This window comes from Devosia sp. Leaf64 (assembly GCF_001421945.1).
Taxonomy (GTDB): domain Bacteria; phylum Pseudomonadota; class Alphaproteobacteria; order Rhizobiales; family Devosiaceae; genus Devosia.
Genome location: NZ_LMLO01000002.1, coordinates 14,312 through 35,523, shown reverse-complemented (window position 1 = coordinate 35,523; position 21,212 = coordinate 14,312). Strand labels below are relative to the sequence as shown.

General features: G+C 62.3%; 18 protein-coding genes. 10 read left to right on the top strand and 8 right to left on the bottom strand.

Annotated elements, in window-relative coordinates; all coding sequences use genetic code 11:
• Positions 1-21 precede the first annotated feature (21 nt).
• The 3 genes from rpoN to ASE94_RS00165 all read left to right on the top strand — a co-directional run bounded on the left by rpoN (position 22) and on the right by ASE94_RS00165 (position 2,925).
• Complete coding sequence (gene rpoN / locus ASE94_RS00175; RefSeq protein WP_062628707.1) at positions 22-1,530, top strand: RNA polymerase factor sigma-54; 1,509 nt, start codon at positions 22-24, stop codon at positions 1,528-1,530.
• Between the two features lie 306 nt (positions 1,531-1,836).
• The gene (locus ASE94_RS00170) at positions 1,837-2,409 is read left to right on the top strand and encodes an HPF/RaiA family ribosome-associated protein (RefSeq protein WP_061908601.1); all 573 of its coding nucleotides are present in this window, start codon (positions 1,837-1,839) and stop codon (positions 2,407-2,409) included.
• Positions 2,410-2,457: 48 nt separating this feature from the next.
• Positions 2,458-2,925, top strand: a complete 468-nt coding sequence (locus ASE94_RS00165; protein WP_062628706.1) for a PTS sugar transporter subunit IIA — start codon at positions 2,458-2,460, stop codon at positions 2,923-2,925.
• Positions 2,926-3,009: 84 nt separating this feature from the next.
• Here ASE94_RS00165 and ASE94_RS00160 read toward each other — a convergent pair whose 3' ends face one another.
• Positions 3,010-3,294 (bottom strand): DUF1150 family protein, encoded by a 285-nt coding sequence (locus ASE94_RS00160; RefSeq protein WP_061908599.1) that lies wholly within the window; start codon positions 3,292-3,294, stop codon positions 3,010-3,012.
• A gap of 17 nt (positions 3,295-3,311) precedes the next feature.
• On the bottom strand, positions 3,312-3,731 hold the full coding sequence (locus tag ASE94_RS00155; RefSeq protein WP_062628704.1) for an Hsp20 family protein: 420 nt from the start codon (positions 3,729-3,731) through the stop codon (positions 3,312-3,314).
• A 74-nt stretch (positions 3,732-3,805) separates the two neighbouring features.
• Here ASE94_RS00155 and ASE94_RS00150 point away from each other — a divergent pair, with 74 nt between their 5' ends.
• Positions 3,806-4,720, top strand: coding sequence for a glycosyltransferase family A protein (locus ASE94_RS00150; RefSeq protein WP_200913547.1), 915 nt, complete (start codon positions 3,806-3,808; stop codon positions 4,718-4,720).
• A 50-nt stretch (positions 4,721-4,770) separates the two neighbouring features.
• Here ASE94_RS00150 and ASE94_RS00145 read toward each other — a convergent pair whose 3' ends face one another.
• Positions 4,771-5,079 (bottom strand): hypothetical protein, encoded by a 309-nt coding sequence (locus ASE94_RS00145; protein ID WP_062628702.1) that lies wholly within the window; start codon positions 5,077-5,079, stop codon positions 4,771-4,773.
• A gap of 284 nt (positions 5,080-5,363) precedes the next feature.
• On the opposite strand from ASE94_RS00145, the gene rpmI reads away from it, so the two are divergent.
• The 6 genes from rpmI to ASE94_RS00115 all read left to right on the top strand — a co-directional run bounded on the left by rpmI (position 5,364) and on the right by ASE94_RS00115 (position 11,592).
• Positions 5,364-5,564, top strand: a complete 201-nt coding sequence (gene rpmI / locus ASE94_RS00140) for a 50S ribosomal protein L35 (protein WP_035084480.1) — start codon at positions 5,364-5,366, stop codon at positions 5,562-5,564.
• Positions 5,565-5,583: 19 nt separating this feature from the next.
• The gene (gene rplT / locus ASE94_RS00135; RefSeq protein WP_061908595.1) at positions 5,584-5,985 is read left to right on the top strand and encodes a 50S ribosomal protein L20; all 402 of its coding nucleotides are present in this window, start codon (positions 5,584-5,586) and stop codon (positions 5,983-5,985) included.
• A gap of 112 nt (positions 5,986-6,097) precedes the next feature.
• Positions 6,098-7,228 (top strand): phenylalanine--tRNA ligase subunit alpha, encoded by a 1,131-nt coding sequence (gene pheS, locus ASE94_RS00130; protein ID WP_062628701.1) that lies wholly within the window; start codon positions 6,098-6,100, stop codon positions 7,226-7,228.
• Positions 7,229-7,233: 5 nt separating this feature from the next.
• A complete protein-coding gene (locus tag ASE94_RS00125) occupies positions 7,234-7,686 on the top strand; it encodes an ASCH domain-containing protein (protein WP_062628700.1) in 453 nt (150 codons plus the stop codon).
• 13 nt (positions 7,687-7,699) lie between these two features.
• Entirely contained in the window at positions 7,700-10,123 is a 2,424-nt protein-coding gene (pheT, locus tag ASE94_RS00120) for a phenylalanine--tRNA ligase subunit beta (protein ID WP_062628699.1), read from the top strand.
• Between the two features lie 173 nt (positions 10,124-10,296).
• Positions 10,297-11,592, top strand: a complete 1,296-nt coding sequence (locus tag ASE94_RS00115) for a folylpolyglutamate synthase/dihydrofolate synthase family protein (protein WP_062628959.1) — start codon at positions 10,297-10,299, stop codon at positions 11,590-11,592.
• Positions 11,593-11,714: 122 nt separating this feature from the next.
• Here ASE94_RS00115 and ASE94_RS00110 read toward each other — a convergent pair whose 3' ends face one another.
• From ASE94_RS00110 to ASE94_RS00090, 5 genes are all read right to left on the bottom strand, one after another.
• A complete protein-coding gene (locus ASE94_RS00110; protein ID WP_062628698.1) occupies positions 11,715-13,385 on the bottom strand; it encodes a glycoside hydrolase family 3 N-terminal domain-containing protein in 1,671 nt (556 codons plus the stop codon).
• A gap of 158 nt (positions 13,386-13,543) precedes the next feature.
• Positions 13,544-13,867 (bottom strand): thioredoxin, encoded by a 324-nt coding sequence (gene trxA / locus ASE94_RS00105; protein WP_061908590.1) that lies wholly within the window; start codon positions 13,865-13,867, stop codon positions 13,544-13,546.
• Positions 13,868-13,946: 79 nt separating this feature from the next.
• Positions 13,947-17,378, bottom strand: coding sequence for a double-strand break repair helicase AddA (gene addA, locus ASE94_RS00100; protein ID WP_062628697.1), 3,432 nt, complete (start codon positions 17,376-17,378; stop codon positions 13,947-13,949).
• Positions 17,375-20,395: a double-strand break repair protein AddB gene (addB, locus tag ASE94_RS00095; RefSeq protein ID WP_062628696.1), complete on the bottom strand. Its 3,021-nt coding sequence runs from the start codon at positions 20,393-20,395 to the stop codon at positions 17,375-17,377. The genes addA and addB overlap by 4 nt, the downstream gene beginning before the upstream one ends.
• Complete coding sequence (locus tag ASE94_RS00090) at positions 20,392-21,057, bottom strand: nucleotidyltransferase family protein (RefSeq protein WP_162236017.1); 666 nt, start codon at positions 21,055-21,057, stop codon at positions 20,392-20,394. The genes addB and ASE94_RS00090 overlap by 4 nt, the downstream gene beginning before the upstream one ends.
• Between the last annotated feature and the right edge of the window lie 155 nt (positions 21,058-21,212).

The following is a 21,212-nucleotide window of genomic DNA, read 5'->3' as shown; positions in this document are numbered from 1 at the left end:
GTGGGCCAAGAGGTTGAATAGATGGCACTTTCGCCGCGGCTGGAGTTTCGCCAGGCCCAAAGCCTGACGCTGACGCCGCAGCTGATGCAGTCCATCAAGCTGCTGCAGTTGAGCCACCTCGAACTCAATGATTTCGTCGACCTGGAACTCCTGCGCAATCCCTTGCTCGAGCGCGAGGATGGATCGGAGGGCGGCGACGCCGAGCCTGCCGAGCTTCCGGATCGGCAGATCGAACTCAGCGCTTATGAAGATACCGTCGCCCAGGGGGAGCGGACAAAGGACGCGGCCGAAATCGCCGAGGGCTATGACACGGCGGTCGAGAACGTTTTTCCCGATGCCGCACCGCACGATATCGGGGTCACCAATGGCCCGGATCGCGGCGGCAGTTTTGAGGGCGGCGAGGCGCCTGATCTTGATCAGTTTGTCGCGTCTAAACCCAAGCTCAGTGATCACCTTGAAACCCAGGCGCAAATGCTGCTGCGGACGCCGGCAGACCGGTTGATCGGACAACACCTCATCGATGGGCTCAATGAAGCGGGCTATCTAACGGTCGAGTTGGACGCTGTCGCAGAGCTTTTGGGCGCGGAGCTGGGGGATGTGGAAGCGGTCTTGGGCGCGCTCCAGACCTGCGACCCTATAGGAATCTTCGCCCGATCCGTTTCCGAATGCATGGCGCTGCAATTGCGCGAGCGCGATCGACTCGATCCAATGATGCAGCGGCTCCTTGATAATCTCGCGCTTGTTGCCGAGCATAATCTTGCAGGGCTGATGAAAATCGTCGGCTGCGATCGCGAAGACCTGGCGGATATGCTGGGCGAGTTGCGCCTACTCGATCCGCGGCCTGGCCTGGCCTTCGACAGCGCGCCGATCGAATCTGTCGTCCCTGATGTTTTTGTGCGGTCCGGGCCGGATGGCGGCTGGCAGATCGAACTCAATACCGAGACCCTGCCCCGCGTGTTGGTCAACCGCGTCTATTATGCCGAGGTGACCAAGAAAACGCGCGACACGGCGGAAAAGAGCTTTCTGTCCGATTGCCTTGCGACAGCGAACTGGCTGACTAAAAGCCTCGACCAACGGGCGCAGACGATCACCAAGGTGGCTGCAGAAATCGTCAAGCAGCAGGACGGGTTCTTGACCCATGGCGTGGCGCATCTCAAGCCCATGACGCTCAAAATGGTCGCCGAAGAAATCGAGATGCATGAGTCGACTGTGAGCCGCGTCACCGCCAATAAATATATGGCCACCCCGCGCGGGCTCTACGAGATGAAGTATTTCTTCACCACTGCCCTCGCCTCATCGACCGGCGGCGGGGACCATTCGGCGGAAGCCGTGCGCCACCGGATCAAGCAATTGATCGATGCCGAGCCGGCCAATGACATCCTTTCGGACGACACCATTGCCGAGCTGCTCCGCAAGGAGCAGGGCATCGACGTCGCACGCCGGACGGTCGCCAAGTATCGAGAAGGCATGAACATTCCCTCCTCGGTCATTCGCCGGCGGCAGAAGAAGGCCCTCCAAAAAATCGCCTGAGCCAAGCGCTGCGGCAGATCGCCCCGCAAGCGCGAAATGGCTGGAACCCAAGGTTGGGGTTTAAGCGTTCGATTCCATGCCCCATCGGGAATGTGCGAGCGAAAGGCTAAAGACATTGCGCCTTTCTGTCATCCGCTCAATCGCCTCTTTGGGACGGGATGCGGATTGCCCATCCGGTCGGGCGGGTCTAGCATCATCGAACTGTCACACCACATATCGTGTGACGGTTGGCAGGATCCCGAATGTCGGGGAATCGGCTTTTGGGACCTTCTGCGTCGAACACACGACCGAAAGGAAGAAAAAGCCATGGCCTTGCGCGTTTCGGGAAAGAATATGGATGTCGGCGATGCTCTCCGGGGCAAAGCGGAGGAGCATTTTGAAGCTGTCGTCGGCAAGTATTTCGACGGCGGTTATGATGGACATCTGACCCTCACCCCCGATGGGATCGGCTATCGCGCCGATTGCGTGGTGCATCTGGACAGCGGCGCGAGCCTGCAGGCAAGCGCCCAGGGTGGCGACGCCACCTCGGCCTATGAAGTGATGGCGCTCAATATCGAAAAGCGGTTGCGTCGGTATAATCGCAAGCTCAAGTCGCATCGTCGCGGACCGGGAACGGGCGACGATGAAACAGCGCAATATACGGTTTTCGGGTCGTCGGATGCCTTCGATGAGCTCGACGAAGACTACGCGCCGCCCGTTGTTGCCGAGACCACCAAGAACCTTCGCCAGATGAGTGTCGAAGAAGCCGTGATGGAGCTCGACCTTTCTGGTCAGCAGGTTGTGATGTTCCGCCACGCTGGACATGGCGGCCTGAATGTGGTCTACCGCCGCGCGGACGGCAATATAGGCTGGATCGATCCTGCTTTGGGGGCAAATTGATGCGCCCTCCTGCCGTAGCAAAGCTTAAGTAGAGCCCAAGGCAGATTAATGGAATTGGCCGACATTCTGGCGGAGGACGCCGTACTTGACTGTACGGGGCTGACCTCGAAGCGTCAGCTGTTTGAGGTCTTGTCCGATAAGGCTTCTGAAATCACCGGCATGGATCGAAACGAGATCCTTGCGTCCATCACCGGGCGCGAGGAACTTGGATCCACGGGCCTGGGGAACGGTATTGCCATTCCCCATGGCAAGCTCAATGGCCTCAAGGACGTGACCGCCGTTTTTGCGCGGCTGGACGAGCCCATCGACTTCGATGCGGTCGACGATCAGGCCGTCGATGTGGTGATCATGCTGCTCGCACCGGTCGGCGCGGGTGCGGATCATCTTAAGGCTCTCTCGCGCGTGGCACGCTTGCTGCGCACTGAAAGCGTCATAGACCAATTGCGGACCGAAACGGATCGAAAGCGGCTCTACAACATGCTGACGACCTCGCTCGAGGACAGCGCCGCCGCCTGAATGCGGATTCCTGAAATTAAGAAGCCCCGCTGGCCAACTGCTGGCGGGGCTTCTGTCTTAGGCTACGGCTCAAGTGACGCTGGCTTAATGCAGCGTTGCGAGCCCCAGATTCTGGTCGCCGAGCCACTCGGTAACGGCGTCGGCAGTATCGGCCACCATGAGCGGCGTGCCGTCGGCAGACATGACGAGCTGGTAAAGCTCATCGGAATTGAACTCGGCCTCGCTGATCATGTGGGACAGCAGTTCCCCGTAAACCGGCTTGATATAGGCCACGGCGCTGCCGCCAAGCGCGGCGAACTGGGCCTCGGTCAAGTGCCGGAGCGGGTGTGCCTCGGGGTTCAGGGCATCGATATTGCGTCTATCCATCATTTTATTGGCCCTTTCTATCAGAGCGATCGAATGTCTATTCGGCGGGCGAGCTTGGTTACGCGTGGACGCTCAAGAGCAATAACGAGCATTCCATGGTTTAAAGTTGCATCTTTGACGATCATGCCATCGGCGAGCAAAAAAGTTCGCTGAAATTGGCGGGCGGCAATGCCGCGATGCAGGAACTCGCGCCCCGGCTCATCCTTCTGCTTGCCGCGGATGGAGAGCTGGTTGTCTTCGGTCATCACTTCGAGCTCGTTTTCGGCAAAACCGGCCACGGCGATGGAGATGATGAACCGCTCGGCCCCATCGGGCTCTGAAGTGCGCTCGATATTATAGGGGGGGTAGCCATCCGCCGACCGGGCAAGCCGATCGATCCTCTCTTCGAAACTATCGAAGCCGAGGAGAAAAGGTGCGGAAAACACCGAAATACGCGACATCAACGCCGTCCTTGTTTAGCCAAGCAACGATGCCGGCCGACCCAAAACACTGGCATCGGCTGACTGAGGCAGATATGGGTGTTTCCCGCCTCGGTTCAAGCCCAGAGGCCTTTGCCGCACGACGTTTCGAGGCCTCTGTGACCCAATCCCGTACTGTCGCCGTCATTACCCCAGCCTTCCGTGCTCAAGACACGCTTTCGACTACGGTGCAGAGTGTGATGGACCAGAGTTTTGCCGATTGGCAGCATTGGATCATTGCCGATGACGGGTTCGATTATGCGGCTTTCCTGGACGAAAAGGGGGTGCGCGATGATCGCCAAATTTTCCTGACCAGTGGCGGGGTTGGGACAGGCGCATCGCGAACGCGGAATGTGGCGCTCGAAAAACTTGAAACGCCTTTTGTCGCCATTCTCGATGCCGATGACCGACTAAAGCCGGATAAGCTCGAACGGGCCGTGGAGGCGCTGCAAAATGCGGCGATCGTGACGACGGCGCTCGATGTCATGACCATGGATTTTGCGCATCTGCGCTATGTTGGTGACGGGCCGGATCGCGACCTGACGCCGGGCGAGCACAAGTGGGTGAGCGTCTCGATGGATTCCATGGTCGTCTGGGACCGGACGAAGACCGATGCGCGCTATGATCCGACGCTGAGCAACATGACCGATCTCGAACTGCTGCTGCAGCTTTATCGCCACGCGCCACGGTCGCTGCATTTGGGTACGCCCCTCCACGACTACGTGAAGCGCGATGGCTCGATGAGTAATGGCAAGGATGTGGCGGCGGGGATGATCGCTTCCAAGACCGAAATACTCCGGCGGGTCGAGAGTGGGTTCTACGGCCTGTCATCCGTCGATATCGCAGGAATCGCGCGGTTTTTGCGCGTGTCGCTGGCAGCGGAGGCGGCGTATGGAGCGGCCCTGGCAGAGCACCCCGGGCTTTTGTTTGAAAACCATCTCGAGCCAATGCTCGCTGCAGCCAAAGCTTGAAACAAAAAAGGCGGCCACATGGGCCGCCCTGTTGCCATCACACGCTGGTCTTAGAGCGCGTAAAGGGTAACGCTGGTGCTGCTGGTCGCATCAAGGCCAACGATCTGGTCGATCTGGAAACCCTGGTCGGTCACAGTGCGTGCGAGAGCTGGGTTGTTCTTGATCTTCTGCTGCAAGGACGCTGTGTCGACGTCGATCGCAAGCGAACGGGCTTCAGACGGGTTGACGGTCAAAACAGTGGCAAAGTGCGCTTCGTCAAGTGCCTGGATGGAAGAATCGACCTCGAATGGACTGGCCATAGCGGCGCCGGCAGAGGTGGCGAGAAGGGCAGCGACAGCAAAAGCTTTGATGGTACGCATAGATATACTCCTTAAAATATCGCTCCGACGCTGGGAGCGTGCTGAATAGACGCGAAACCCCCGAATAAAGTTTCATGAATGTTCGGTAAGGTTGAACACCAAAATGTGGGTGATCCAAACCCCGCGGTTTTCGTAAGCGCGCCACCGACGAGTCGGCCTTGCCAATCCTCACCATTCCCCCTATAGAGCGCCATCTCCGGATCGCCCGGCCAAAAGGCATGCCGTGGCGATCTTTGAATGCGATGGGCCCAAATCCATCCTATTTTCCTATAAGGACCCGCAAAATGCCCAAGATGAAGACCAAGTCCGGCGCCAAGAAGCGTTTCAGCTTCACCGCCTCGGGTAAGGTGAAGGCCGGCGTTGCCGGCAAGCGCCACCGCCTGATCAGCCACAACGCCAAGTACATCCGCACCAACCGCGGCACCAAGATCCTGTCCAAGGGCGACGAGGGTCTGGTGAAGTGGTACATGCCGTACAACCGCTAAGCTGGAAGGACACTAAAATATGGCACGCGTAAAAAGAGGCGTAACCGCCCACGCCCGTCACAAGAAGGTCTTGAAGGCCGCCGAGGGCTATTATGGCCGTCGTAAGTCTACGATCCGTATCGCCAAGCAGGCCGTCGAAAAGGCCGGCCAGTACGCGTATCGCGATCGTCGCGTCAAGAAGCGCAATTTCCGCGCTCTCTGGATCCAGCGTATCAACGCTGCTGTCCGTGAACACGGCCTGACCTACAATCGATTTATCGACGGCCTCAGCAAGTCTGAGGTTGCTGTCGACCGCAAGGTGCTGTCCGATCTCGCGATCACCCAGCCCGAAGCGTTCGGTGCCCTGGTCGCCAAGGCCAAGGCAGCGCTGGCTTATCTCGAGGGCGTCGACAAGACGACCCACGCCCGCGTCACCGCCTAACCTTCAGTCTCGCTGAGGTCGAAATTGCGCCTTGCGCCAACCTGAAAAGGGCTGGCGCGGGGCGTTTTTGTTTGCTCTAACCGCCTTCAAATTTCATTGCCGAGAGCCCCCAATGTCCTTGGAAACTGATATCAACACGCTGCGCACCGAACTTTCCGCTGCGATCGCCGCCGCGGACACCGAAACCGCTCTCGATGCCGTCCGCGTTGCTGCCTTGGGCAAAAAAGGCTCGGTCTCGGCCTTGCTCGGTACGCTTGGCTCCATGGCTGCAGACGAACGCAAGAACGCTGGCCCCGCCATCAACGGGCTGAAGAATGAGATTGCGGGTCTGATCGACGCGCGCAGCACCGAACTCAAGGGCGCGGCGCTCGAAGCGCGGCTCAAGGCCGAGACTGTCGATGTGACGCTGCCATTGCAGCCGGCGCCGACCGCCAAGGGCCGTATCCACCCGATCAGCCAGACAATCGACGAAATCACCGCCATCTTCTCGGATATGGGTTTTTCCATAGCCGAAGGGCCCGATATCGAGACCGACTACTACAATTTCACGGCGCTGAATTTCCCCGAAGGTCACCCGGCGCGCGAAATGCACGACACGTTCTTCATGAAGACCGGTCCGGACGGCGTGAAGAAAGTTTTGCGCACCCACACCTCGCCCGTGCAGGTGCGCGTGATGCAAAAGACCAATGAGAAGCCGGCGGCCTCCTACCTAACCCCGTCGCAGGATCCGCCGATCCGCGTCGTCATGCCCGGCCGCACCTATCGCAATGACTCGGACCAGACGCACACGCCGATGTTCCACCAGGTCGAAGGCCTCGTCATCGACAAGGACTCGCACATTGGCCAGTTGCGCTGGGTGCTCGAAGAATTCTTGAAGGCTTTCTTTGAAGTTCCGAGCGTGACGCTGCGCTTTCGCCCGAGCTTCTTCCCCTTCACCGAACCGTCGATGGAAGTCGACGTGCAATGCGATCGCTCGGGCAGCGAAGTGAAGATCGGCGAAGGCAAGGATTGGCTCGAAATTCTGGGCTGCGGCATGGTGCACCCCAATGTGCTGCGCAATGCCGGGCTCGATCCCGATGTCTATCAGGGCTTTGCCTGGGGCATGGGCATCGATCGCTTGGCCATGCTCAAATATGGCATGCCGGATCTACGCGCCTTCTTCGACGCCGACCAGCGCTGGATCAAACATTACGGCTTTAGGCCGCTCGACTTGCCGACGCTGTTCGGCGGCCTGAGCAGCTAAGCGCAATGACAATGCCCGCCGACAGAGCCCAACCCGTGTGTTTCAGCTTCGGAGACAATCCAGAGCTGGCGGATCGGCTGCTTGCGCTGGTGCTGGCGGGCAAGAAGGATGCGACCTGTGGGGCACTGGCCCACTTTGGCGGCGGCGGGGAGCCGCTGCCGCAGGTTGGGCGGCGGGACATTGTGCTCAATGGCGCGGGTGAAGAGGCCTGCGTGATCGAGACGGTCAGCGTCGAGATCATGCCGTTCGACGCCATTCCTCCAACCTTCACAGATCGCGAGGGCGAGGGGCCCTATGCCGAATGGCGCGCAGGGCATGAGGCCTATTTCGCGCGCAATGGCGGATTTTCTCCCGACATGGAGATCGTCTGCGAAATTTTCAGGCTGGTAGAGGTGCTGCCGGCCGGACGTCAACTTTTGGCCGAAACGCTGCTAGCCAGCGCCGACGGCACCTTCTGAAGGTCCCAAGAACATGAAATTCACGCTCGACTGGCTCAAGGAACATCTCGAGACCAATGCGTCCGCCGATGAGATCGCCGTGGCGCTGACGACGATCGGCCTCGAGGTCGAAGGCGTTGAGAGCCAGGGCAAGGCGCTCGAAAAGTTTGTCATCGTGCAGGTGGTGAAGGCCGAGCCGCATCCCAATTCCGATCACCTCAATATCTGCAAGGTCGATGCGGGCACGGGCGAGCTGATCGACGTCGTTTGCGGCGCGCCGAATGTGAAGACCGGTATGAAGTCCGTCTTCGCTTTCCCCGGCACCTATATTCCGGGCAAGGATTTTGAACTCAAGGGTGGTGTGGTCATTCGTGGTGCACCGTCCAACGGCATGCTCTGCTCGGCGGCGGAACTGCAGCTCAGCAACGATCATGACGGCATTATTTCATTGCCTGACGATGCACCGATCGGTGCGAAATATGTCGACTATGCCGGTATCAATGGCGTGGTTTTCGATATTTCCATCACGCCGAACCGCGGCGACGCGACGGGCGTCTATGGCGTGGCGCGCGATCTTGCCGCCTTTGGTCTTGGCACGCTGAAGAAGACCGACTTTTCGCCAGTGCCGTCCAAGGGCAAAAGCCCGATCGCGCCGCTGCCGCAGCAGTTTTCTGGCGATGAGCCCAAGGCGATCCGCAAGTTTGCCGGCCGCTTCATTGCCAACGTGAAGAACGGCCCGTCGCCGGACTGGCTGCAGGCGCGCCTGCGGGCTGTGGGCCTGCGGCCGATCAACACTGTTGTCGATATCACCAACCTCGTCTCGCTCGGGTGGGGCCGGCCGCTGCATGCCTATGATGCCGATAAGGTCGAAGGCACCATGGTGCTGCGCAATGCGCGTGGTGAAGCGTTCGATGCGCTCGATAACAAGATCTACACGCTCGACGAGACCATGACGGTCATCGCCGACGACACGGGCCCACTCTGCCTTGGCGGCATCATGGGCGGCATCCGCTCAGGCGTGACCGAGGAAACCACCAACATCTTCATGGAATGTGCAAGCTGGGACCCGGAGCTGATCGCCCGGACCGGCCGCAAGACCGGTATCGTATCCGATGCCCGCTATCGACTTGAGCGCAATGTCGATCCGGCGCTGACCGAGCCGGGCATGGAACTGGCGACGCGGCTGGTGCTTGAACTCTGCGGCGGCGAACCGATGGAGCCGGCGATCTCGGGCGAGGACGTTTTTGCCAATACGGTTGTCGAATTTCCGCTAGGCGAAGTGCGCCGTCTGACGGGTCTTGATGTGGCTCCGGAGCGGATTGAAGCAATTTTGGCTTCGCTTGGTTTTGCGGCCGAAGGGTCTGGCGACACGCGCACGGTGAAAGTGCCGAGCTGGCGTCCCGATGTCACCCAAAAGGCTGATCTCGTTGAAGAGGTCATGCGCATGGTGGGCGTCGACAATGTGCCGGTGGAACCGCTGGCGCGCCTCAACCACGTCGCGCCGCGCATTCTGACCACCATCCAGAATCGTCGCCGCATTGCTCGTCGGACGCTGGCAGCGCGCGGCCTCGATGAGGCCGTAACCTGGAGCTTCATTTCGCACGACGACGCCACGCGCTTTGGCGGCGGCACAGAGGACCGGCAGCTGGCCAATGCCATTGCTTCCGACATGACCGACATGCGGCCCTCACTACTGCCGGGCCTGCTGGCTGGTGCAAGGCGCAATGCCAATCGCGGCTTTGCCGATGTGGCGCTGTTCGAAGTCGGGCAGGTGTTTCTTTCGGATAAACCGGAAGGCCAGCATACCTATGCCTCGGGTGTGCGCACCGGAACGGCTAAGCTTGATGGCGCGGGGCGCCACTGGTCGGGCAAGGCCGAAACGGTTTCCGTCTGGGATGCCAAGGCCGATCTCGCGGCAGTGCTCGATGCGCTCGGGATCGATGTCGACAAGGTGCAGGTGCTGCCTGAGGCTGCGTCCTGGAGCCATCCCGGTCGCGGTGGACGCTTTGCGCTAGGTCCAAAGGTCACTTTGGGCTGGTTCGGCGAACTGCATCCGGCGCTGGCGGCTGATCTCGATATTTCGGGGCCGGTTGCGGCCTTCGAAATCGACCTCGATGCCATGCCGGAAGCGCGCAAGAAGGCGACGAAAACCAAGCCGGCGCTGGAACTGAGCCAGTTCCAGCCGGTGTCCCGCGATTTTGCCTTTGTCATGGATAAGGGCGTTGCCGCGGCGACGATCCTGAGGGCGGCCAAGGGTGCGGATAAGGCGCTGATCACCGGTGTCGGCATTTTCGATGTGTTCGAAGGCGCCCATGTCGGCGAGGGCAAGAAGTCGGTCGCCATCGAAGTTACTCTGCAGCCGCGCGACAAGACGCTCACGGACGAAGATATCGAGAAGGTTTCGGCGGCAGTTGTCGCGGCCGTGACCAAGACGACGGGCGGCGAACTGCGGAAGTAGTTTTCGCCCACGTCACCCCCTCCCATCCTCCCCCATCAAGGGGGAGGTGTCGGGCCGGTGGGTGTCTCAATACTCTGCCAAGCTCCGACCTTCACCTCCCCCCTTGTGGGGGAGGTCGGGAGGGGGGTAGGGCAAGCGCGTTGCGATTCTTCGCCGCCACCTCGGAGACAAAAGTGTCCCGCACCGACGCCATTTTGAAACGCCTGTCTGGCCTTCATCCCAAGCTGATCGATCTCAGCCTCGATCGCATGCTGCCGCTCCTCGACAAGCTCGGCAATCCGCAGGATCGGTTGCCGCCTACCATCCATGTGGCGGGGACCAATGCCAAGGGCTCGACGATCGCCTATCTCCGCGCCTTTCTCGAGGCGGCGGGGAAAAAGGTGCATGTCTATAATTCGCCGCACCTCGTGCGCTTCAACGAGCGCATCCGGCTGGCAAGCAAGCTCGTTGAGACGCGACTGCTCAATGCCGCTCTCGAAGAGGTGGAGCGGATTAATGGCGGGGCCGGCATCACCTTTTTCGAGGTGACGACGGTGACGGCGTTCAAGCTCTTTGCCGAGACGCCGGCCGATTTCCTGCTGCTCGAAACCGGAATGGGCGGGACGTATGACACGACGAATGTCGTCAAGCAGCCGCTTGGGACCATCATCACGCCGGTCGACTTCGACCACCAGGGATTTTTGGGAAATACGATCGCCGAGATCGCGTCGAACAAGGCCGGGATTTTGAAGCGTGGCTCGAAGTCCGTCATAGGCATTCAACGCGACGAGGGTCGCAAGGTGCTGGAGCGCGCGGCGCATCGGTTGGGGATCACGCCGCTTTGGCAGGGCGAGGATTTTCACGGAACGCAGCAGGACGGGCGGTTGGTTTATACCGACGAGGCTGGCATGCTCGACCTGCCACCACCGGCGCTGCTCGGACCGCACCAGTTCGACAATGCGGCCCTGGCCATTGCCGCAGCGCGGCATTTTGAATTGCCGGTGACCGACAGGGATTTTGCCGAGGGCCTGCGGAAAGTGACCTGGCCGGCGCGGATGCAGCCGGTCCGCTCGGGCAAGCTGCGCGATCTGCTGCCGGCAGGCCACGAGCTTTGGCTCGACGGGGGGCATAATCCGCATGGGGCCATGGCGCTGGCGCGGACCATCGCCGAATTCGACCGCAGCCGGCCGGCGCCGCTGGTGCTGATCATGGGCATGATGAACACGCGTGATCCCGGCGAATTTCTTGAAGCGTTCAAGGATTTTCAGCCGCGGGTGATGGCGCTGACCATTCCGGGAGAGCCGAATGCGCACCCAGCCGGACATATCGTCAACCGCGCGGAAAGCTTGCGGCTTCTGGCGCGGCCGAAGCGGTCGATCGTCTCGGCGCTTAAAGCAGCGGCGGAGGTGCCCAATGCGCGGGTGCTGATTTGTGGGTCGCTGTATCTGGCGGGTGACGTGCTGGCAAAGAACGGTACGCCACCGGATTGAGGCTGGCGCGGACGCCATCGGCTCCTCTGCGGAGGATGGATACCCCTCACCCTGGCAAATCTGCTGAACGCACATTTGCCTGTCCCTCTCCCACAAGGGGCGAGGGAGGATTGAGTGGTCCACTAATACTTCGCCTGCTCACTACCGCAGAAGGGATCGACCGGGCTTGTTCCCGTAAACGCTTTGCGCCCCAGAAGTGCGTTGAGGACCGCCTCCTGGATGGCGTCGCTCGAGCCGTAGGCGTTGATATAGGTGGAGACGCGCGGGGCGTCGTAGAGATAGTAGGGAAAGCCGAGAGAAACCATGAGTGTCGGCACTTCGTGCCAGTGGCGATGCATGGCGCCGAAGACAGAGCCGGTCAAGCGTTTCCAATCGAGGAAGATGCGGCTGCGGGTGAGGAGCGTTTCCTCGGCGAGCAGATAAAGCACGAGATCATAGTCGCTCGGACGCTCGGCGAGGTCGGGCGTGTGGAGCGTGACCTCAAAACCCTCGCGCGTCAGCATATCCGGCAGGGATAGCGGGATCGGGTGCGGGGCGAAGGGCTGGACGGCGCCAGTCGAATAGATCAGCACGCGCTTGTGCTTGGCCGGCGAGAGCGGCAGGAGGTTGGCCGTGTCTTTCACCAGCGTCGGCATGCGGGCAGTGACTTCTGCAGCCTTGGCCAGCTTTTCCGGCGTGGCGACAATTGCGCGAGCGGTGTCGAGATTGGGCTCGGGACGGTCCCTGTGAAGGCCAAGGGCGGCCTTGAGGGCGAGGACGCGGGTGACGGCCTCGTCGACGCGCTCCTGGGTCAGGCGGCCATCGGCAACCGCCTTCACGAGGCGCATCAGGTCGCCATTGGGGTCGTCCGAAAACAAAATAACATCGCAACCAGCGATGATGACTTCGGGCAGGGTTTCGTCGCGCGGGCCCCAATCGCCGAGACCAGCCATGGGCGTGGCGTCGGAGACGATGAGGCCATTGAAGCCCAGGCGCTCGCGGAGGAGCGTTTCGTTGAGCACGCGGCTCAGCGACGCTGGGCGGAATGCCTCAGAGGTGGCTTCGGGATCGAGCTCCCGCACGAAAGCCGGGAAGGCGATGTGGGCGGACATGACGCTGAGAACGCCGGCATTGATGGCGGCGCGGTAGAGGCGGCCAAACTTTTCTTCCCATTCGGCAAGGGTCAGCGGGTTGACCGTCGTGACCAGATGCTGGTCGCGATCGTCAAAACCTTCGCCGGGCCAATGTTTGACTGTCGCAGCCACACCATTGCCCTGGAAGGCGGCGATCTGGGCCAGGGCGTGGCGCTCGATCTTGTCGATATCGCTGCCATAAGAACGCGTACCGACGATGGCGCTGCGCCAGGCGGCGTTGATGTCGATGACGGGAGTAAAACTCCAGTTGAGGCCGACGGCGCGGGCTTCCTCCGCCATGATGGTGGAGATGGCCGTGGTGGCTTCGACATCGTCGACAGCGGCAAGGCCGAGCGGGTTGGGCACCGAGGTGCCGAAAGGCAGACTCATGCGGCTGCCTTCGAGATCGGCCGATACCAGCATGGGCGCAGGACCGATGGCGTCGAGCTGGCGGGCAAAGTCGATCTCGGCGGCGAGATTTTCGGAATAGATGCGGGTCACGCCACCGGGGCGGAAACTCTTTAGCGTTTCCAACGCTTCGTCGGCCGGGCCGCGGGCCAGCAGCACAAAAAGCTGGGCCAGCTTGTCGCGCGGCGCCAGGCCATCGCGTGTCGAATGGACCCAGGCGATCGCCTCTTCGTCGAGATGGAACGGGGCGGCGGACAGGTCGATGGCGGACAAGGGCAGTCTCCGGAAACGGCGAATTCTATAGAGCTAGCAGAGCGCTTAGGGCGCTGCCACTCGTGAGTGACCGGATAAGGCGACCAGATTGTGGTCGGCAAACAAAAGCGCCGCCGGACGTGTGTCAAGCGGCGCTTGGTATTCTTTAGGAGGCCGTCTTAGGCGGCGTGGCCTTCGAGCCACTTGGTGAGGCCTGCCTTGGGCGTGCCGGCACCGATCTTCATGTCGGCGGCTTCGCCATTCTTGAACAGAATCATGGTGGGGATGGAGCGGACGCCATACTTGACCGTCGTCGAGGGGTTCTCGTCGACGTTGAGCTTGACGATCTTCACCTTGCCGGAAAGTTCGGTGGAGAGTTCATCGAGCACGGGGGCGATCGCCCGGCAGGGCCCGCACCACTCCGCCCAGAAATCGACCAGAACCGGTTCCTGAGAATTTAGAACTTCCTCGCCAAAGGTGGCGTCGGAAACCTGCTTCGTCATTTAGTGTGCCTTTTGGGTTGAAAGCGGTGGCTTGTTTGCTCCCAAAGCTGGGGAGAGTCCAGCCTCTGCACAAGATCGATCACCGCAGGGTGAAATCCGCAGTGGCGCCGTCCAACAGGGCTTTGGGCAAAATCAGCAATGATTCCAACTCTGTCCACAGGATCGCTGCCCTAACAGGACGGCCGGGGAACAGCTGGCTTGCAACCAGCGCATATAACCCGAGCTGCGTGATGTACCGCGCCGGCACGCCGGCGGCCTCCTTCGGCGCCGACGCATCGGACTTGTAGTCGATCACCGTTACCCCGGTGTCGTCAACCACAAGCCTATCGATACGCCCAGCAAGGCGGATTGGTTCCCCGCCCCGCGTGCCTTGCACCAGAAAAGCCACTTCGGCCCGGCTGTCGGGTCCGAAGAGCGGGGCGAAGTCGGGGTGGTCGAGGATCGACAGCGCCTTATCACCCAGGCGACCCCATTCGACTGGCAAGTCGGGCAGCAGGGTTTCGAGCGCGCGCGGAATGACATTGGGCCAGAGGGCGGGATCAACCTTGCCTAAGTGCTGAAGCAGGGCGTGAAGGGCGATGCCGGATTTGCGCGCGGTCTCGGCGTCGCGCACGCGTTCGGCGAGCGTCGCGAGGACGGGTTCGCCGCCGACGGCTTCATGGGCCCGCGAGGGCGAAAGGATTTGCGGTGGCGCGAAATCTGGCAGGGGTGGCGGATCGACCCAGGTGGATTTGGGCGCACTGGTGGGTTGGGTCGCGGTGGCGATCAGCGGCGTCGGGCGATCCGCCGGGAAGATGAGCGCAGAGAGGCCGTTTTCGTCCTCGACGCGCTCGGACGCTGCGCCGAGCGCTGATTCTATGGCCTCATACCATGTGCCGTCGAGCTTGCCGCGCTGGGTCAGGGCGCCGGTGACATAGAGTTCGTCTTCAGCGCGGGTCATGGCCACATAGAGTTTTCGCCAATATTCCTGGGCAAGATTGGCGTCGATCTCTTCCTTGCGCGCGAGGGTCGCGGGGACATGCTGGCGTTGGCTAGCGGCGTGGATGAGGAGTGGGCCGGGTGCGCCATTGAGCACATAGACCGGGCTGCCAATCTGCTTGCTGTCGGGCTTGCTTGCAGCATCAGCCATGATGACGATGGGGGCTTCGAGCCCCTTGGCGCCGTGGACGGTCATGACGCGGACGCCGCCACCGCCTTCGGCCAATTCGCGCTTGATCGAGACGTTGCGGCTGCGCATGTCGGCGGCAAAGCCTTGCAGCGACGGCTGCTCGCGCTGTTCGTGGGCCAAGGCCAGTTCGAGGAATTCGGAGAGGACCTCGTCCACCTCGGGGCCGAGGCGCGTATGGAAGCGTTTGAGGCCGCCATCGGCATAGAGGACGCCGGTCAAAAATTCGAAGGGACGCTCGAAATCGAGATCGGCGCGCCAGCGCGTCAGGCGCTCGGCAGCAGCCCTATCGGCGGGGCTGCTTGAAGCCAGGAGCGCGGACCAGAGGCTCTGGTATTGGGAGCGGGTGCTGGCGAGAATGAAAAGATCGTCTTCGGAAAAATCGAAGAGCGGGGAGCGGAGAAGCGCGGCCAGTTGCAGATCGTCGGCGGGGTTGAGGAGGACATCGATCAGCGCGAGGAGATCGAGAATGGCGATATGGCTCGTGACCGCAAGTCGATCGGCGCCAGGGGTCGGCACATCGAGAAGGCGCAGGGCGCGGATGATTTCCTGGAAGAGCGCACTGCGGGATTGGACGAGGATCAGCACATCATCGGCGCGCACGGCCCGGCCGCGCTGGGCAAGGGGGCGCCCCGTATCGATCCAGCCCTTGATCTCACGGGCCATGCGGAGGGCCACTTGGCGCGCTGCGCTTTGTTCTGCTTCCACCGGCTCCAGCGGCCACTGGCCGTCGCCGAGTTCGGATTTTTGCGCCTGGATGGGCGGCCAGAGCGTAACCGCGCCGCCGGCCTGGCTGCGCGCCGCGGTGTGGAGCACGGGGTCGGCGGCGAGGAGCGCGAGCTGGATGTCTGGGCGGGCGCAGACGCGGTCCACAGCGTCGAGAATGCCTTTGAGCGTACGGAAACTCGTATGCAGCGGCAGGCGGGCAAAGGCCATTTCGGCGGCTTCGGCACGGCGGGCGAAATCGTGGCCGGTGGTGCCGAATAGCGCCGGCTGGGCGCCCTGGAAGGAATAGATCGACTGCTTCTGATCGCCCACCGCAAAGACCGAGCGCGGGCGGCGAGCGGCGCCTTCGCCGACGAAGAATTCTGCGGCCAGCGCCCGGACGACGCGCCATTGCTGATCATTGGTATCCTGGCTTTCATCGACCAGAATATGCTCGATGCCTGCATCGAGCTTGTATTGGACCCAGGGCCCGATTTCCGAATTGTCCAAGAGATCGCCGAGGCGGGCGACGAGATCGTCGAAATCGAGCAGCGCGTGGCGGCGCTTGTCGTCTTCGTAGCGATTGGCAATGGCAACGAGAATATCGAGAACCGCGGCGCTGCGCTCGACCAGTTCGGCGGCTTTGATGCGCGTGTCGAGGGCGACGAGCCGAACCTGTTCGCGTGTCAGGGTGTCGAAAATGGCGGGGTGATCGGCCTGCTCTTTCTTGACCATCAGGCGGCTGCGCGGAGTGCCTGTACCCGTGAAGAAGGCGGCGCGGAGGAGATTGGGATCGGGCTGATCGGGATCGAGGCGCGCGAGAAGATCGGCGCAGGTCTTGTTGCCTGCGGCATCGCCGCCAAGCGTCGAGACGATATGGCGGAGCGTGGTCGGGTCGAGGAATGTGTCAGCGGTGACGCTAACGATCAGGTCGGCCGCGCTTTCCTTGCCTACACCGACAAGCATTCGCAGCCGTTGCTTAGCGGCCTCAGGATCGGCAAGAAGGGCTTTGAGACGTGCGCCTTGCCCCAAGGCAGCGCCAATGGCTTCCCCGATATGATGATCACTCAGGCGTTCGAAGAGCGTTTCGACCGCGGCTCGGTTTTCGCCACCGCGCAGGCCCTCGGCGAGGACGCTTTCGCGGGCGGCCATGATCAACTGGCTCTGCTGGTCTTCTTCGATGACGGCGAAATCGAAGGGCACGCCGGCTTCGATGGGGAAGCGATGGAGCACGGCTTCGCAGAAGGCGTGGATGGTGAGGATGCGGAGCCCGCCGGGTGTTTCAAGGGCGCGGGCAAAAAGCGTGCGTGCGCCATTGAGCCCGTCCGTATCGGGGACGGCGCCGGTGAGGCCAAACACGGTCTCGCGCAGTTCCGCATCGTCAATGACGGCCCAGCGCGCCAATTCATTGGACACGCGCTTCCGCATCTCGGCGGCGGCGGCTTTGGTATAGGTGAGACAAAGGATGGATTCAGGCTTCACCCCGGCCAGCAGCAGCCGCAAGACGCGGCGGGTGAGGACGAAGGTTTTTCCCGATCCGGCATTGGCCTCAACCCAGATGGAGTGGCTCGGGTCCGTCGCGCGGCCCTGTGCATCTTTGGTGTCGAAGGGGACGGTGAGGTCGCCGCGTTCTGCGCTCATGCGTCGTCCTCCCCGCCGTCGACGCTGGTCCATTCGGCGACGCGGGATAGATGATCGTAAGGCCCGGCAAAGCGCTGGCCGGCGAGCGGCAGGAGGCGCGCAGGCATAGGCGTGTCACGAAACAGAAAGTGCTCGATATGGCTCTGGAGGCGGCGATTGATCTCGTCGGCGGCCTCCATGATCGGCCTGCCATCGCCGGGCTTGAACTCAGTGGGCACGAAAGCTTCGGGACCGAGGCCGATCTTCACATAAGTCAGAGCGCTGGCAGGCGCGGCGGCAAGGCCAGTCATGGCCCCTGCCCCACTCATCACCGCTTCCATCAGTAACTGCGGCGCCTCAAAGGCCTTCATCATAGCCGGAGTGGGCGGCGAACCGGTCTTGAAATCGAGAATTTCGACCGTGCCGTCGAGCATTTCATCGACGCGGTCGGCTTGGCCCGTGATCCGGAAAGGCTCGGCCAGAGAGAGCGGCATGTCGCCCTTGATTTCGGCATGGCGCTGTTTGACGCGGGCATCGCGGCTGCGCTCAAAATCGAGGAACTGCATGGCAGCGGTAGCAAAGCGTTTGAGCCAGATGTCGCGGCGCTCGCCGATAGCTTCAAGGCCGGAAAAGGCATCGGCGGCGATGGTCATCAGGGTGTCGAAGGCCTCTGGCGAGTTGGGGTCGTGCCCCTCTTCGACGAATCGGGCGAGGGCATCGTGGATGATGGTACCGCGCTCGCGGGCGTCGGGAACATTGCCGAGCGGATCGAGCTGGCGCAGGCGCAGCACGTGCTTAGCGTAGAGGTCATAGGGCGAACGCATCAGCGTTTCGACCTCGGTGACCGAGAGGCGACGCGGGCGGAGATGCGCGGGCGGATTGGGCGCGGGGCGTGTCGCGGGTTTGCTTGTCTCGACTGCATCGATCGCGCGGGCCGCAGCGAGCCAGCTTTGGCCGCACTGACGTAGGAGCTTTGCGGCGTCTTCGCCGGCAAAGGCATCGAGCCGCTGGACGAGGCGCGAGGGCAGTGCAGGGCTTGTGCCGATGCGATCCGCATAAGCGATGATGACATCAGCATTGCCCATGGCTTCGGCAAAGTCGTGGGCGGCGAGGCCCTGCAGGCGCTCGGGTGGTTCGAGCCCGGCGGCGAGGCGCATGCCGCGGCTGAGCCAGGGGCCGGGATCGGCGGGCTCGGGCCAGACATCTTCGTTGAGCGCGCCGAGAATGGTCAGGTCCGGCCGCATCAAGCGGGCTTCGATCTGGCCCCAGATGGCGATATCGCCGCGCCGGTCGAGCCGATTGCGAACCTGAAAGCCGTTCATGAGCGCGGCGAGGACGCTATCGAGGCCTTGGGGCGCGAAGGCGTGTCCCTGCCCGCCGTGCTTTTGCAGTTCCTCGGCCCAAGCGCGGAGTTCATCGCAGCCGCGGACGGGCGCGCCATCGGCGACGGCATCGACGGCAGAGTTGATCGCGGCGGCGAGATCGGCGGCGCGGATGTGGGTCTGATCGAGCAGTTTGGTAAGCGGGGTCAGGGCGCGGGAAATGTCGTCGAGCAGCGCGGTAATTGCTTCGGCCTTTTCCGCGTTCAGTTTGCGAGCAGCACTTTTGGGTGGCTCGACCAGGTGATCAGCGAGAGTTTTGCGCAGGCCATCGAGGCCGGGTGCAGGCCGCTGGCCGCGGAGGAGCGCCAGTTCGATATCGTCGGCGAGTTGGGCCACCTCCTTGCGGCTGCGGCCAAAAAGACTGGCACGATTGCGGAGGAGCGCCACGAGATCGACGGCGGCGCAGCGATTGACGGCGAGGGTCAGGATCTGGCGGGCAAGGCGACCGACGGTCGACTGGAACAGCGGGGCACCGGCGGCATCGTCCACATAGACATCGAAACGGGCAAGTTCGGCGGCGATGCGGCGCGCGAGATTACGGTCGGGCGTGATGATACCGACGGTTTTTTTGCGGGCGAGTGCATCGCGGGCGGCAAGCGCGATGGCGCGGGCCTCCTCGTCTTCTTGTCGGGCGGCGATGATGGTGACGCCGGTCAGGGCCTGTTCAAGATCGCTAGCGGTGAGGCGGTCGCGCGACCAATGGGCGGTTTCGGAGGTCAGCGCGAGCGCGTGGTGGATGAGGCGGGTCCGTGGATGGTCTTGAGCCGCGAGCTCGACCACCTCACCCGGACCGGCGCCGAGCGTGCGCAAGAGTTTTGCGAGATGATATTGCGGATGGCCATGCGGGCTTTCCTCGCTGCGGAGGAGCGCGGCGTGGGTTTCGGCCGACATGGACGTATCGAGACCGGGCAAGACGACAGCGCCGCGCGGCAGGCGTTCAATCGCCCGAAGGAGGCGGGCCGTGGCGGGAATGGAGCCGGTGGAGCCAGCGGCAATGACGGGCCGATCGCCATAAATGAACGGCGCGCCTTCGGCCTGGCGATCGAGCCGAGTGCCGCGCAGGGTTGAGGGATCGGCGCGGCCAAGATCGTCCAGCATGGAGGGCCAGGCGCTGAGCGCGATGTCGAGAAACTGCAGCGTCTGCTGCCAATAGGCGCCGAGCTCTGGGCCAAGGGTTTCGCCGAGGGTCCGCAGTTCGGTCACGCCGGTCTCGGCGATGGCAAGGTCGTCGAACACTGCAGCGAGTGAATCGGCCATGGAAAAGATTTCGGCGGCCGTCGGGGGCGAGGCAAAGGCCTGGCCACCGGCGGGGCTATGGGCCCAGGCGGCTACGAGCCGGGAAAGGATAAGCCGGCGCTGCACGAGGCTGGCGGGCGGCAGGGTCGGCGGCGCGTCGAACGGTGGAAGGAACGGCTCTTCGTCGCTCTCATCGCCGCCAAAGGTGCGGATATCTGGGAGGAGCCCGGTGAAGCGCGGATGGGCCGCAAGACATTCGGCGAGCGATTGCCGGGCGCGCTGCGTGGGCAGGATCACGGTGACGTCGCTGAGCCAGAATGGGCCCGTCTGCAACCAGCCGCTCAGGAGGCGCCCGTCCATGATTGCATCGGCAAGCGTGGGCAAGAAGGGCGCGTGGGGGGCGATGGAAAAAAGGCTCATGCCGAACCGAGGCGGCGTTCGGTTTCGGCGAGCGAGGTGGGGTCGCCGACATGGTACCAGTCGGCATCGAGCACGACGCCCTTCAGACGCTCGTCATCCATGGCCTTTTCCATGAGATCATAGAAGGAAAACGCGCCATCGGGCGTGTCGTCAAACACAGCGCGGCCGACGACGGCGACGCCGCCATAAATGATCGGCGCACCATAATCGCGCGTAACCAAGCCTGAGGGATCGAGGCAGAAATCGTGGCTGCGGCTCACGCCCGTGGCGCGGCGGGGCTGGATGCAGAGGATGACGATGTCGTGAGGGCTTTCATAGCGCGCCAGCATTTTTGCGAGCGGGCGATCGGCGCCGTCGGCCCAGAAGGCATCGGTGTTCATGACGAAGAAGGGATCGGAGACCAGCATGGGCAGTGCGCGCTTGACGCCACCGCCGGTTCCAAGAAGCTCATCCTCGTGGCTGATTTTGATGAGGCCACCGAAATGGGCAAGGATTTGATCGGCGCGATAATGCGCATTGGCGACGAAGCGTTTGACGCCCTCAGCCTGAGCATTGCGCATGATGCGCTCGATCAGCGGCACGCTGGCAACTGGAACGAGAGGCTTTGGGATCGTGTCGGTGAGCGGACGCAGGCGCGTGCCGAGGCCCGCGGCGAGGAGCATGCAATCGGGGAATCGGTCTTGTTTCTCCATGCCGGGATAGAACCGGCGGAGGGGGTGGTTGTCTAGGGGTGGGTGAGAAGGTCACCCTCTCCCAACCTCCCCCTTCAAGAGGGAGGTGTCAGGCCAGTGGTCTTGATAAGAAATTGCCCCGAACG

Coding starts and splice junctions, on each gene's coding strand:
- ASE94_RS00160 (WP_061908599.1), bottom strand. CDS start 3,294: ATGATGGATAGACGCAATATCGATGCCCTGAACCCCGAGGCACACCCG.
- pheS (WP_062628701.1), top strand. CDS start 6,098: ATGTCCTTGGAAACTGATATCAACACGCTGCGCACCGAACTTTCCGCT.
- pheT (WP_062628699.1), top strand. CDS start 7,700: ATGAAATTCACGCTCGACTGGCTCAAGGAACATCTCGAGACCAATGCG.
- rplT (WP_061908595.1), top strand. CDS start 5,584: ATGGCACGCGTAAAAAGAGGCGTAACCGCCCACGCCCGTCACAAGAAG.
- rpoN (WP_062628707.1), top strand. CDS start 22: ATGGCACTTTCGCCGCGGCTGGAGTTTCGCCAGGCCCAAAGCCTGACG.
- ASE94_RS00170 (WP_061908601.1), top strand. CDS start 1,837: ATGGCCTTGCGCGTTTCGGGAAAGAATATGGATGTCGGCGATGCTCTC.
- ASE94_RS00145 (WP_062628702.1), bottom strand. CDS start 5,079: ATGCGTACCATCAAAGCTTTTGCTGTCGCTGCCCTTCTCGCCACCTCT.
- ASE94_RS00125 (WP_062628700.1), top strand. CDS start 7,234: ATGACAATGCCCGCCGACAGAGCCCAACCCGTGTGTTTCAGCTTCGGA.
- rpmI (WP_035084480.1), top strand. CDS start 5,364: ATGCCCAAGATGAAGACCAAGTCCGGCGCCAAGAAGCGTTTCAGCTTC.
- ASE94_RS00155 (WP_062628704.1), bottom strand. CDS start 3,731: ATGTCGCGTATTTCGGTGTTTTCCGCACCTTTTCTCCTCGGCTTCGAT.
- ASE94_RS00165 (WP_062628706.1), top strand. CDS start 2,458: ATGGAATTGGCCGACATTCTGGCGGAGGACGCCGTACTTGACTGTACG.
- ASE94_RS00090 (WP_162236017.1), bottom strand. CDS start 21,057: ATGCTCCTCGCCGCGGGCCTCGGCACGCGCCTGCGTCCGCTCACCGAC.
- addB (WP_062628696.1), bottom strand. CDS start 20,395: ATGAGCCTTTTTTCCATCGCCCCCCACGCGCCCTTCTTGCCCACGCTT.
- ASE94_RS00150 (WP_200913547.1), top strand. CDS start 3,806: ATGGGTGTTTCCCGCCTCGGTTCAAGCCCAGAGGCCTTTGCCGCACGA.
- trxA (WP_061908590.1), bottom strand. CDS start 13,867: ATGACGAAGCAGGTTTCCGACGCCACCTTTGGCGAGGAAGTTCTAAAT.
- addA (WP_062628697.1), bottom strand. CDS start 17,378: ATGAGCGCAGAACGCGGCGACCTCACCGTCCCCTTCGACACCAAAGAT.